The 12,763-nt window shown below is 68.0% G+C and carries 14 protein-coding genes; all 14 read right to left on the bottom strand.

What is annotated here, in order from left to right:
* The 14 genes from ABZ858_RS00340 to murA all read right to left on the bottom strand — a co-directional run bounded on the left by ABZ858_RS00340 (position 1) and on the right by murA (position 12,757).
* Positions 1–930, bottom strand: coding sequence for a hypothetical protein (locus ABZ858_RS00340; protein WP_361370292.1), 930 nt, complete (start codon positions 928–930; stop codon positions 1–3).
* Between the two features lie 15 nt (positions 931–945).
* Entirely contained in the window at positions 946–1,842 is an 897-nt protein-coding gene (locus tag ABZ858_RS00335) for a hypothetical protein (RefSeq protein ID WP_361370289.1), read from the bottom strand.
* On the bottom strand, positions 1,842–6,095 hold the full coding sequence (locus tag ABZ858_RS00330; protein WP_361370286.1) for a phage tail tape measure protein: 4,254 nt from the start codon (positions 6,093–6,095) through the stop codon (positions 1,842–1,844). Before ABZ858_RS00330 ends, ABZ858_RS00335 begins: the two co-directional genes overlap by 1 nt.
* A 3-nt stretch (positions 6,096–6,098) precedes the next feature.
* Positions 6,099–6,404 (bottom strand): hypothetical protein, encoded by a 306-nt coding sequence (locus tag ABZ858_RS00325; protein WP_361370283.1) that lies wholly within the window; start codon positions 6,402–6,404, stop codon positions 6,099–6,101.
* 26 nt (positions 6,405–6,430) lie between these two features.
* Positions 6,431–7,039 (bottom strand): hypothetical protein, encoded by a 609-nt coding sequence (locus ABZ858_RS00320; RefSeq protein ID WP_361370280.1) that lies wholly within the window; start codon positions 7,037–7,039, stop codon positions 6,431–6,433.
* A 14-nt stretch (positions 7,040–7,053) separates the two neighbouring features.
* Complete coding sequence (locus tag ABZ858_RS00315) at positions 7,054–7,548, bottom strand: hypothetical protein (protein WP_361370277.1); 495 nt, start codon at positions 7,546–7,548, stop codon at positions 7,054–7,056.
* A gap of 132 nt (positions 7,549–7,680) precedes the next feature.
* Positions 7,681–8,073, bottom strand: a complete 393-nt coding sequence (locus ABZ858_RS00310; protein WP_361370274.1) for a hypothetical protein — start codon at positions 8,071–8,073, stop codon at positions 7,681–7,683.
* A gap of 41 nt (positions 8,074–8,114) precedes the next feature.
* Positions 8,115–8,546: an HK97 gp10 family phage protein gene (locus ABZ858_RS00305; RefSeq protein WP_361370271.1), complete on the bottom strand. Its 432-nt coding sequence runs from the start codon at positions 8,544–8,546 to the stop codon at positions 8,115–8,117.
* A complete protein-coding gene (locus ABZ858_RS00300; RefSeq protein WP_361370268.1) occupies positions 8,546–8,950 on the bottom strand; it encodes a hypothetical protein in 405 nt (134 codons plus the stop codon). Before ABZ858_RS00300 ends, ABZ858_RS00305 begins: the two co-directional genes overlap by 1 nt.
* Before the next feature lie 40 nt (positions 8,951–8,990).
* Positions 8,991–9,416, bottom strand: coding sequence for a DUF6093 family protein (locus tag ABZ858_RS00295; protein WP_361370265.1), 426 nt, complete (start codon positions 9,414–9,416; stop codon positions 8,991–8,993).
* 1 nt (position 9,417) lies between these two features.
* On the bottom strand, positions 9,418–9,849 hold the full coding sequence (locus ABZ858_RS00290) for a DUF6093 family protein (RefSeq protein WP_361370262.1): 432 nt from the start codon (positions 9,847–9,849) through the stop codon (positions 9,418–9,420).
* 87 nt (positions 9,850–9,936) lie between these two features.
* Complete coding sequence (locus tag ABZ858_RS00285; protein WP_361370259.1) at positions 9,937–10,170, bottom strand: helix-turn-helix transcriptional regulator; 234 nt, start codon at positions 10,168–10,170, stop codon at positions 9,937–9,939.
* A 49-nt stretch (positions 10,171–10,219) separates the two neighbouring features.
* The gene (locus tag ABZ858_RS00280) at positions 10,220–11,371 is read right to left on the bottom strand and encodes a hypothetical protein (protein WP_361370256.1); all 1,152 of its coding nucleotides are present in this window, start codon (positions 11,369–11,371) and stop codon (positions 10,220–10,222) included.
* A 63-nt stretch (positions 11,372–11,434) separates the two neighbouring features.
* The gene (gene murA / locus ABZ858_RS00275) at positions 11,435–12,757 is read right to left on the bottom strand and encodes a UDP-N-acetylglucosamine 1-carboxyvinyltransferase (RefSeq protein WP_361370253.1); all 1,323 of its coding nucleotides are present in this window, start codon (positions 12,755–12,757) and stop codon (positions 11,435–11,437) included.
* Positions 12,758–12,763: the final 6 nt, after the last annotated feature.

Below are 12,763 nucleotides of genomic sequence, written 5' to 3'. Positions count from 1 at the left end.
TCAGATGACGCCCTCGGTGAACTCGACGTCACACACGAGCGAAGTGCCGCCGTCGACGCCGAGGTTGCCGCTCTCGCTCTTGGACATGTAGGTCTGCACGTAGAGGGCCTGGTTGGTTCCACGCATCGAAGACGAGACGGCCATGTTGTCGGCCAGGACGATGGTCGACCGACGGACGCCCTTGCCCTGGTCGTCATCGATCGTGGTGTCCTGCCCCTGGGCCGTTCCGATCACCTGCTGCATCGACGCGAAGATGTCTGCGCTGTCCATCCGCAGACCGGACATCGTCGTGACGGCCTTGAGGCTGACGGCCCAGTCCGGCACCGGGACCGTCCAGCGGGCCGCCGACGGCCACGTGTGCCACTTGTTGTCCTGATAGGTGAGGCGCGACAAGGCACCCGGGAACGCGGTGAACAGCAGGCGCGTACGGCGAGGGTTGGCGATCCGGCGGAGATCCTTGATCATCGCGTCCGTGATCGTCGCCGTGTTCGGTGGGATGTCCAGCCTGGCGAGCGGGATAGCGGTCATGCCCGCCGGCGGCGTCGTGCTCGTGGCCGACACGTTGGGGACTACCTGGAAGTAGCCGATGTCATCCTTGGCCGGATCACGGTTGCCTTCGTACTCGGGGTCCTCGATCCGCTGGATGATCAGGTCGGAGCGGCCCGAGGCGCCGGTCGGGGCGACCGGCACGATGGCGTCCCCGACGTTGTACTGCGTGTAGGCCCCCTGGCCCCACGACGCTCCGCGTACGACGGAGGACCCGTCACCGACCCGTACGGCGGAGCCCGGCGTGGAGAGCTGACGCACCTTGAGGTCGTTGGCCTCTGTCACGCCCTGCGAGCCGCGGGCGAGATCCCTGACCATCATCCTGAAGGCGCGGGCGGGGTGGGTGCCGCCGTGGGTGAGCATGGGCGGCTGGACGAGAGTCACAGCAGGTTCTCCTTCTTACAGGGCCGTCCAGGCCGACCGCCAAGAGACAGTCAGACGGGTCGTGTTGGTGTAGTCGGCGGCGGTCCAGCGGATCTCGCTGCGACCGGGCGGGATCTGGAAGAGGTCCAGGCGCGAGGCTCCGGAGAGGGCGCTGGCGGCGTTCCCGCTGCCGTTGCGCAGCACCCAGCGCGTACCGGGGCGGGTCTCGATGTCGATTCGCTCGCCCACGCCGAGGGTGATGTCGAGATCGAGGGTGCGTCCGGATTCGACGTGCAGGATTCGAGGGTTCGAGACGGGGCCGGTGATGCGGACCGAGGGCCATGCTCCGGCCTTGCCGTCGTTGACCACCCAACCCGGCCTGGTCTCCGGCTTCGCGATGCCGGTGGTAATGGGCGCCTGGACCGGCGCCGCGAAACCCTCGTTGTCCTGAGAGATGTCCAGGGGCAGGGTGACGCTGGAGACCTGATCGTCGTGGAAGCGCGGATCGAGCGCGTTGAACTCCAGGTCCAGCGGTATCCACCCGTGGATGGCGTCGGCAGTGGAGACCGCCTCGGCTCTCCGGATGCGCCCGAACAGGACCCTTGTCGGCCGGCCGGGCCACCGGATTCGCAGCATCGCGAGCGCGCCCGCGGTACGGCGGATCTTCGCGTCCGATGTCACGGCCTCGATCTCGGCCAGCTTGTCCAGGGCCGCGCCGGGGTCTCCCGGTGTGCGAATGCCTGCCTCGATGCGGATGACCCGTGGGGCGTACAGGTCGACGCCCGGGAAGGCCCCGTCGTCGGCAGGGTTCGGGACGTCCTGAGTTCGCAGCTCGGCCGGCCCGAGCCCTTCCACGTTGGAGGTCGGCACGGTGGTCTTGTGGCCGATCAGCACGCCGGCGAAGTCGATCTGCCACTCGCTGAGGGGCGTCATCAGATCCGCCCTCCGCGCTGCGCGTTCCGCAACCGGCGCATGATCTCCCCGGACAGCTCCTGCGGGGAGCTCTCGCGCCCGTGGACGGTGATCGGCATGTTCTCCACCAGGGCTTTGGGCTGCTGCTGAACGACGGTGACCTTGATGGCGGTCGGCGGCCGTGCGTCGACCAGCCGGGTGCTGGGTACGGCCGCCCCGTTGGTGAGGCGCATGCCGAATCTGGTGGCGACGTCGTTGAGTACGGCGAGCGCGCTGCCGCGCTTGGCCGCTCCCAGCGGGATGAACGCTTCGCCTCCGGTGCTCGGCTCCGCGAATCTGACGAGCCCGCCGGAAGTGGCGTAGAGGCCGGGCGTCAGGATGCCGCCATTGGCGTACGACAGACCCTTGTTTGCACGGCTGAGGTCGGAGAGGAACTTGGTGCCCTTCGCCCCCAGAGCCTTCTTGATGCGCGACAGGCCCAGGTTCGCGATCTCGATGATGTGGTCCTCATCGAGCCCGGTGGCGTCGGCCACCGCGTGCAGGCCGGTCGTCTTGCTCTTGACCGCACTGATGATCGCAACGAGGTCGGCCAGGTCATCGGCGGGTACCGTCTTGTCGGCGCTGGTGGCAGCGTCGTTCGCGGCCTTCGCCTTCTTCTTGTCCGTCACGGCCTCGGCGGCAAGGTCGGCCGCGTCCTGGTCGCCCTGCTCGGCGAGACGTTTCGCCAACGCCCCGTATCCGCCGGCCGCGAGCTTGGCCAAGTTCTGCTCGAAACCCGTCTGGTCCTTCACCGCCTGGCGGAGCTGACCGGTGTAGTCGCCCAGGCTGGCTTTCGAGGCGGCGGCCAGGTCCCGCAGGTCCTTGGTCATGGACCGCAGGTACTTCGAACTGCCTGTCGCCATCTTGTGGGTGAGGGTGACGCCCTCCTCGCCCATCTCGGCCAGCGCGTCCGCAACGTCCTGGCCGGCTCGCCGGGCCACGGTGTCGAGGTCCTTGCGCCACCGCTTGGCCGTTGTCACGGACTGGTGCAGCTTCTTGCCGAACAGATCGAGACTGAAGTTGCCCTTCTTGTCCTGTGAGTCGGAGGCGATGCCGGAGAGGGAGTAGAGCGACTGCGGCCGATAGGTGAAGCCCGACAGGCCCCCGTTGGCGTGATAGGTGACCTCGCCCCCGAAGCGGCGGGCCACCTCGTTGAGGATCTGCTTGGACCGAGCCCGCTTGGAGGGCGAGAGCGGTAGGTAAGCCTCCCCGCCGGTCTCGTCCTCCGCCCACACCCGCCAGGCGCCGGCCGGCGCGATCTGCGCGGTGTGGTCTTCTTTCCGGCGGACACCCCCGGAGGCGTAGAACTCCACAACGCCGCCGTGCGCCCAGTGCCCCATGCCCGCTATGTGCTTCGAACCGTCGCTGTTGAGCCCGTCGTAGGAGAAGTGGACGGGGATCGTCACGTCAGACGGCTTGTTGACGCTGACGGTGATGGTCTTCGAGCCAGGGATGCGGCCCACGGAGGCACCGATCCCGTCAAGCTGTGCTTGGACAGCCGCCATGTCTCCGGACAGCAACGCGGTCGTGAGGGCTGAGGCTGCCGCCGTGCCCTTCTGCTGGGCCACCGCGACGATGAGGCTGAGCATCCCGGCCCACTCGGAGTTCGACTGGACCCCAGCGGCCTTGAACGCGCTGACGACACCGGTCAGATCCGGAGCCTTGATCGGCAAGTCCGCGCCATACAGAGAGTTGAGCTGCGAGCGGATCTCCCCGATGTCGCCCTTGAGGAAGGATTGCGCCAGCGAAGTCGACGCCTCCTTGCCGAACTTGGCGGACACGTCCGCCAGGAGCCCCATGCCCTGTTCGAGCTGCGCGGCTGCGGCCTTGGGCAGCTTCTTGGCCGCCTTCTCCATGTCGGCGACGGTCATATCCCGCATGACGCGGGCGAGCTTGCTCGGGTCGTTGGTGGCTGCCGCGTCCGCCCAGGCTTCCGCGACCTTCTTGCCGTACTTGGCCGAGATCGCGGGCAGCTGCTCCAGGCCGGCGCGGAAAGCTGGAGTCGAGCGGGCGGACGACTCCTGGATGATGGATTCCAGCTCGTCGGCTACCTTGCCCTTGCCCTTCTTGAGCTGCGTGACCAACTCATCGAGGATCGGGGCGGAGTCAGGGCCGAGGTCGGAGAAGTGGTCGGCCAGGTCGAGGTGTCCGGCGGCGGCCAACTCGCCCAGGTTCTTCTGGAACTCGCGCTGCGCCTTGAGCTGCTTGCGGAGTTCAGTGACGTAGTCCGACAGGGACGCCTTCGACGCGTCAGCGGACCTGCCGGCCTTCCGGTTGGCCTCGGCAACCTTGTCCTGCGCGGCCTTCCACGCCTTCGCCGGGTCGACTATCGAGCCGAGGGACTTGGCCATCGCCTCCATCTGGTCGGTGAACTGCGGCGCACCGTTCTTGTCCGTCGGCAGGGACTGCGTGAGATCCCAGGCGCCGAGCATCTCGCGCCGGTTGTTCTTGATCTTGTTGTTGACGATCGCCATGTTCGCGGCAAGCTCGCTCTCCTGCTTGACCGCGTTGCTCCAGATCTTGTGCTGTTTGTCCAGGACCTTCTTGGCGGCGTCCCATTCCGGGTCGGCCGCGTACGAGCCGATGTCCCAGGTCAGCGCCTTCTGTGTGTCCAGCTGGTCCTTGAGCTTCTTGAGCTTCGCGCCGCCGGACGTGATCGCGTCGATGGCGGTCGCCACGTCGATTCCGGCGTCCTTGAGCTTCTTGACGTCGTCGCTGTTTGTGAGCTGTTCCGTCAGGGTCCGCAGTCCGGCTCCCTGCTCGCCCTCCTCCCTCTCCTTGCGGAGGGCGTCGACCAGTTCCTCGGTCGCGGCTTTGGCCTTCTGCTTGCTGGCCGAGTAGGCGGCGTACACCCCGATGCCGATCGTCATCAGGGCCGTCAGGCCAGCCACCGCGATGCCCGCTCCGCTGAGGACCGCGGGGAGAGCGGAGCCCCCGGCGCGGGCCGCCGCGAGTTCGGTCCGGAACACGGTGAGCTGTGCGCCGAATCGCAGGAAGGCGGCCTTGCCGAGCAGCGCCGCAGCCGAGAGCGCCAGCACGACGCCCAACAACGACTTCACCGGACCCGGCAGGTCGTTGATCGCCCCGGCCACGACGTTCAGGTACTCCCCGAGCCCTTCCAAGGCGGGTAGCAGAACGCGCGCCATGTCGATGCCGAGGGCCTGGGCCTGGTTCTGGAACAGACTCCACTGGCCCGCCGTGGTGTCCATCTGGATCGCGTACGCCTTCTGCGTCGCGCCGGCACGCTCGACCTCCTGGCTGATGCCCTGATAGGTCGCGGCGTAGTTTGCGCCGTCGGCGGCCGAGAGCGCCAGAGCGGCCCGGACCGCCCGGATGTCGCGCAGGAGGGGAACCAACTGGTCCGCGCTGCCCCCGGTGGCGTTGCGGACCTTCTGCATGACGACGTAGAGGCCGTCCTGCTGGAGGGCAGCGGCGGCCGACTCGTACCCGAAGCCCTTGATCATGTTCGACAGCTCTTGGGTGGGCTTCATCATGCGCGTCAGCAGCATGTTGAGCGCCGTGACGCCCTCGGCAGCCGGGATGCCCGAGAGGGTGACCGCCGCGAGTGCCGAGCTGATGTCCTCGAACTTCACGCCCGCCGCGGCGGCCATCGGAACAACGTCGCCAAGTTGCTGTGCCAGCTCGTCGAACGACACGACGCCGTAGTTAACGGTCTGGAACATGACGTCCATGACGTCGCTGGCCTGCGAGGCGTCCATGCCGTACGCCTTGAGGACGCCGAGCAAGGCGCGGGCGGACGTCTCGGTCGTCGTGAGGCCGGCTGCGGCACCGCGGGCGGCCACCCGCAGGATCGTCATCGCGTCGGCGCCGTCGAAGCCGGTCGAGACGACCTGGTACAGGCCCTCAGCAAGCTGGTCGGCGGACTGCGGAAGCTGGGTGCTCAGCTCCACGATCTGGTCCGTGAAGTTGCTGATGTTGGTGCTGTTGATCTCCTTCGAGATCGTCATGACGTTCGCCATGTGCTTCTCAAGCTCGATGGCGCTGCGCACACCCATGACGAACGCCCCACCGATCGCGACGCCCAGCACCGTGAATCCGGTGGTCATCGCGCGGCGAGTCCGGTCCGACCGTGCGGCCAGAGCGTTGAGGTCCCCGTCGAGCCGACGTATCTGCCCGCCGAACGTGTTGACCTGGCCGGCCGCCGTGCGCAGGCCACCGACCAGGCCGGACACTCCGGCCTGGACCTGGACGTAGAGGGTGTAGGCCCCAGCCACTGGCTATGCCTTCTTCCTGGGCCGAAGCCCGACCTTCACCCCACGCCCCTCCGGACCCTCCGGGACCTGCTCCTGCTCCATGGCGATCAGCTCGCAGCCGACGCACCGGTGTGTCTCGGTGACGTACGCGAAGCGGTCGCCACCCGCCTGCTCGTCCCACTCCTCCGGCCTGGTCCCGCACGAGTCGCACACCGAGCGCGAATAGGCGAGGAAGGCGACAGCCTTCGCGCGGTCCAGCGCCGACCACCGCCCGTCGCCTGCTCCGATGAACTGGGAGTGCGGTATGCCGTACGAGGCGCAGACCTCCATCTCCGCGCGGAAACCTGGGTCGGAGGTCAGCCTTTTCCCAGATCGGTCCTCAGCGTCTGATTCGCGAGGAGGGCCGAGGTGAACAGGGCCTTGGCCTCCGAGTCCGACCAGGCGTCCAGGAGTTCCTGCGCCTCCTGCTCGCTCATCCCCGGGGCCTCGGCGCCCGTCTCGTCCCGCTCGACATGGCAGGCGGCGATGAGCGCGGCCGGGTAGGTCTCGACGTTGTACTCCATGCCCTGATCGGCCTGGGCCTCGGTCGGGGGATGATCGCGCAGAAGCTGCTCCCAGACCGGCCGCGGGAGAGCCCGGAAGGTCAGGACGTCCGTCGCGTCCTCTACCGCCCGCTCGGCCTTGTCGAGCTGGAGCTGCGCGGCGACCACGTCGGGGTACGCGACGATCCAGCCCTCGCGGTCAGACTCCGCGATGCCTTGTACGACCGACTCCGCCCGGGCGTCGGTGCGAGCCTTGGCCAGCGCCAGGGCCGCTTCGGTGGACTTCTTCTTCACCCCGTCGTCGTCGCACACGCGCAGTGTGCGCTCCGGCAGCTTGCGGGCCTTGAGCCTGGCCATCTTGGCGGACCAGTGGGCGTCGCGGGCGACCGCGGCGGCGGGCGGAGCGTGGGTGATCGTGGTCATGCGGCGTCCCCGGCTCAGACGGTCTTCGCCGGCACGGCGGCGTCGAGGGTCGGTTCGTCGGTGATGCCGAAGGTGACCTTGAACTTGGCGGGTTCGCTGGCCGTGGAGTAGGACGGGCTGCGGCTGCCGACCCGGATGGGGAAGACGTCCATGGACTTCGACAAGGGGACGTCGCCCTTGCGCAAGATGACGATGAAGCCGATGACGCCCTTCGACAGCAGCGTCTCGATGACGTCGCTGACCTTGTCCTCGTAGAAGGTCAGCGAGCTGTTGTCCGCCTTGTCCTCGCCCGGGATGGTGGTGGCGAACGTCGACCCCATGTCCGGTGTGTCGATGGGGGTGTTCTCCAGCGACCAGCCCTCGACGTCGGAGATGCTGCCCGACAGATCGGTGGCGTTCGCGAGCGCCAGTTCGGCGCGGGTCGGAACGTTGTCGTCGGCGGCGATCTTCTGCACGAAGTAGAAGAGGGTGGTGCCTCGGCGCATGAAACGCTGCTGCGTGGTGGACACGCGACTCTCACTCTCCGGGGACGCTGACGGCCCCGGAACACGGCAGGCCCGTCCCCAACGATCAAGCTGGGAGTCGGCCCGTGCCGAGTGGCCGGGCGTCCGCGAGTGGGCCTCCGCGGTGAGGTGTGGCGGCTAGCTGGCGAGGGTGGTGACTTCGATCGCGAACCGCTGAACGTAACTGTATACGCCGCTGGCGACAGTCACGCCTTCTTCCTTGTCCAGCTCACGGGACATGACCGCGTAGCCGGCGGCGGCGATCGGGTAGGTGTAGCCGGCCGCAGTGCGGGCGAGCATCCCGGACCGGACCTTGTCCGCCATCCACTCCGCCTGCTCGGCCGTCGTCGCGACCGAGGTGATCTGGTAGACGATCCGCGCGTCCGCGCTCGCGTCACCGAAGGGGGGCCCGTCGCTGGTGGAGCCCACCGGGTACAGCACGCTGTACGGCGTCGCGGCACCGGTCGGCAGGCTGCTCGCGGTGGGAGCTGTGCCGTATCCGCAGGACCGGCCTGTCGCAGAGCCGAGCATCGCTTGAACGGCCAGGCTGAGCACTCGCCCGTTTACGGCCATCAGTCCCCCACGGCCGCGCCGACGGCGGCAAGGAACGCCGGTCGGATCTGCTCAACAGCCGGTCCGACGTGGGGAAAAGGCGGCTGATTGTAGATCCTCCCAAGGCTGTCGGCTCCGACGAACCCGTACTCAAGACGCCTGCCCTGCGGCTTGTTGGTCCCCACGACAGCCTCGACGGTCATGCCGCTGGTGCTGAACTCGTGCGTCCAGGAACGCCGATAGTCCCCGGTCGGCGCGTTCGGCCCCGGCCTGCCGCTCGCATTCGCCTTGATGGCCGTCTCCAGCAGCATCGCATAGTGCTGCACCACGCCGGCCACCGCGGGCAGGGAGGACACGGCGCGCGCGTTCAACCTGGCAGCGATCTGCGCCGCGTTGCTGTACGCCCCGGCTGACGGGTGGGCGTTCGGGTGAGGGTTCCGCGAGGAGGCCATCAGGTCGCCTCCGGCGCCTGGTCGAACTCGCCCCGGGCCCACTGCTGGAGCTGGGCGAGCACAGCCTTCGTGAATCCGTGCTGCCCGCCGTCCAGATCGGGGCGGGCCAGCGCCGCCTTCTCCAGGAGGCCGGCGTCCATGGCCGACAGGAAGGCGGCTGCCGCCGGCCCCGGCTCGTACGGCACGCCGACCGCGACCCGCGCGTGGCCGTCAAAGTCCGGGCATGTCCTGCCCTTGGCGAGCTGAATGACGACGTCGGCCGCCTGCCCTGCCTGGTGGTGGATGGTGTAGCCGGACACGACTCGCGAGTAGTCGACTCCGTCGATCAGTATTGACGCTTTGCTGCCGTCCGCCGTGACCTTGACCTGCTGAAGGTCGGCGGCCGGAGTGTCCGTGATCTCCATACGTCGAGCGTAGGCCGGTTCTCGGACACTCCGAATCGCCTCATGACGGCGGCGTGATCTCGTCCAGTCGCGTCACGCGGACCAGTTCGACGGTCGAGGCTTCGGCTGGATCGAGGACCTGCCAGACACGGCCGCCGGTCGCAGCACTGCCGGAATGCGCGACGGTCACCTCCACCCGGTCATACCGGGCGGGTACCGGTGCGGCGAGAGGAGTCAGCAGCCGGTACCAGGACACCGTGTCGTCCAGCCACTGCTTCCCGACGATCCCCTCGGCCGTCACCTGCCCGTGCCCGGACAGCAACGCGCCTGCCCCTTCGTAGACCAGCTCGACCGGTACCGGCCCGAGTAGGCCGGTCTCGGGATCGAGCGCCGGCGTACCGGTCGGCCGGGTTACCCGCACGGTGTCCAGGAGCAGCTTGGCTTCTAGTTCCTTGCGTACTTCTTCCGGATCGATGGCGGTGGTCACGTCACGCTCCGGTCTTCTGCGTGTTCTGGTCCACCCATGTGGTGCGAACGACACTCAACGTGGACGTTTCCCCGATGTCGATCACACGCCACGTCCGGCCGATGGCCGACTCGTCGTCGGATTCCACGACGGCCACGGTGTCCTCGCGCGACGCCACCGGCGCCGACAGTGGAGTCAGGAGGCGGTACCGAGACGGGGTGTCGTCCACGTATGCCTGCCCCGCCAGATGCAGCACGACAGATGGTCCGCTCGCGGGGAAGATCGCTCCGGGACCTTCGTGGACGGTGACGGGTGGGCCGGGATCGTACTGGCCCGTATCCGGGTTGAACACCGGCTCGCCAGGCCGGTAGATGCGAATCTTGTCCTTGAGGATCTTCTTCTCGACGATCGCGCTGACGGCCCCCAGGGTCAGCCCTTCGATAGGCGCGCTCATGCGTTCGAGCCTAGGTCCTCACGCGGACACCTCGAATCGCCCAACGGAGCGCCAGGCACCGGCTCAGGCCGTTTCCTTATGAGGCCGTTAGTGACCGGGGTCGCCGCCCGCAGCCGCCCGGGCGCTGGCCTCGGCTTCGGCCAGAAGCCGTGCGACCGGGTAGCCGTAAGCTTCGCAGGCTCGGACCACGGCTGTGAACGTCGGCTCGGTGCGGTTCCGCTCGATCCGGGACAGCGTTGAGCGGCTCACGCCACTGCGCCGCTCAACGTCGTAGGTTGTCCAACCACAGCCTTTGCGTAACTGGAGCAGTCTGATGGCCACTTCAGCTCTCACCAGCTCCGCGTACTCCCCAGCCCGTTCGGGCGTCTGGCTATGAGTCGATGATGAGGGGCTGTCCACCCTCGAAGCGTCCGGACCAGTACCGGTCGCTGCTGGCACGGGAGGCCCGGATGGTAATGCCGAGTTGCTGGGAGACGTTGTTTCGGTCACGGGTAGCGAGGGCTTCCTGAACGGTGGCAGTGCGCTGTTCGGCGTCCCAGTCGACGGCGCGGACGGTGGGCACGCCGAGCCAGACGAGGCGGCTGCGGACATCGTCTGCTGTGACGGGTGTGGGCACCGCGGCGGCGCACCGGGCTCGTTGACTGCTCGGGCAGTGGTTGGCGGCACAGGCCGCGGTGGCGTGGACGCGATGCTTGTCGGCGCGCTGGAGGACGTAAGCCAAGGCGCAGGCGTTGGTCTGGAAGATGGGGTGGTCCGGGTAGCGACGCGGGAGCGAGGCCAGCAGGTCCCAGGTCTGCCGCGGCCACACCGCGTCTGCGGTTTCGAGGGGCAGCTCGTCGGCGCCGAGTTCGGGCCACATCTGCGTCATCTGGTCGCGGGCTCCGCGCTTGACCTTGAGACCGACTGCCACGGAACAGGCGGAGTAGCGGGCGGCCCAGTCCAGGACGTGGATGATCGTCTCCGGGTCGGCGTTCGCTGGCATCAGCGGTCGCCAGTAATGGATGACGGGAATGCCGCGCTCGTGGAGGCACGGGAAGTTCTCGCGAAGGGCCGGGTGGTCGATGCCGCGCTCGATGTCCGGACCGAGTCCGGAGTAGCTGAGGTAGACGATCACGGGCGTACCGGCCGCGCGCGCGGCGAGGATGGCGTCCAGGACGTCATCGGTGACCGCGCACTTCGTGATCAGGCACACCGGGTTACGGACATCGCGGGCGGCGAGTTCGCCAAGGAGACCAATGAGGTGGGCTCGTGTGCGGGGGGTGGAGAGCGCGTCGGTGCAGGTGTAGAGAGCAAGGACCGCTTGAGGGCTGTAGTACGGACTCGCCTTGAGCAGGTCGACCGTCCGGCTCGGTGAAGCAAGTTCCACCGGCTTGACGCGCGTCTGCCCGCGGTCGACCAGGTAGCAGTATCCGCACGCCTTGTTGCACCCCTGTACCGGGTTGACCCCGAGCCAGGTCTCGTGCTGGTCGATCACTGGTTCCCAGATCCGCTTTGTGGATGGAACCAAGGTAAGTGCGCGCACGGAGTGCTCCTTTGGACAGTGGCCGGTGCCGCCCGCTCTCCCCTTCGGCGGGCGGCACCGGGCTCAGGCGGGCTGTGTTGTGATGCGGGCGCCGACGGCGGTGAGCTTGGCGACGGGCTCCTCGTAGCCGCGTTCGAGGTAGCGGGTGCCGCTGATGGTGCTGGTGCCCTCCGCCACTAGGGCGGCGAGGACGTAGCCGAAGCCTGCGCGAAGGTCGGGGATGACCAGGTCGGCGGCCTTGAGCGGGGTTGGCCCGCTGATCTTGGCGGTGTGCTGGAAGTCCCGGTTGTGCCAGCGGCAGGCGGTGGCTCCCAGGCACCTGGTGGTCAGCTCGATCTCCGCGCCCATGGCGGTACTGAGCTGTTTGGCGTAGCCGAAGCGATCTTCATAGATCGTCTCGTGAACGACGGACGTGCCGGCGGCCTGGGTGAGCAGGACGGTGATGGGCTGCTGCCAGTCCGTCATGAAGCCGGGGTGGACGCCGGTCTCGATGTCCGTTGCCGTGAGCGGCCGGCCACGGAAGAACTCCAAGCCGTCTTCGGTCTCGATGAACTCGCCGCCGATGTGCCGCAGCGCGTTGAGGAAGGTGATCAGGTGGTCTTGGCGGGCTCCCCGAACTTGAATCCGGCCGTCGGTGGCAACGGCCGCTGCCGCGAACGACGCGATCTCGATGCGGTCGGCAACGGTTCGGTGCTCGACGCCGCCCAGCGCCGGGACGCCGTTGACCACGATGGTGCGGTCCGTGTCGATGGTGATGAGGGCGCCCATCTTCTGGAGCATGAGGACCAGGTCCACGATCTCCGGCTCGACGGCCGCGTTGGAGATCACTGTGGTGCCCTTAGCGAGGGCGGCAGCCAGCAGCAGGTTCTCCGTGGCCCCGACCGAGGGGAACGGGAGGTGAACGTGTGCCCCGGCGAGTCGGCCGTTGGTGCTGACCTTGACGGATCGGGTCCCGTCTACGATGTCGGCCCCCATCTGGCTCAAGCCGGCGAGGTGGAAGTCGATGGGCCGCTTCCCGATGGTGCAACCGCCGGGGAGGGGGACGACGGTCTCTCCGCGCCGGTGCAGCAGGGGGCCCATCATCAGAATCGGAATCCGGTTGACGCCGGAGTACGAGGAGGACAGCGAGGTGTTGGTCACCTTGGGCGTGTGCACTCGGACGGTGTGCTCACCGAGCCAGGACACCTCAGTGCCCAGCTCGGCGAGCATTCCGAGGACGAGGTCGACCTCCAGGATGCGGGGCACGCCGTGCAGTACGCAGGGCTCGTCGGTCAGCAGAGTCGCGACGAGCTGTTTGGTGACGGCGTTCTTCGCGCCGGACGCCTGCACTGTGCCGCGTAGCGGTACGCCACCGGTGATGCGGTAGAGGTGGCGGTCGGCTGCCATAGGTCG

Source organism: Streptomyces sp. NPDC047017 (assembly GCF_040644175.1).
GTDB lineage: Bacteria > Actinomycetota > Actinomycetes > Streptomycetales > Streptomycetaceae > Streptomyces.
Note: the sequence above shows the minus strand (reverse complement) of the source record. Positions and strands in the feature narration are given on the sequence as shown.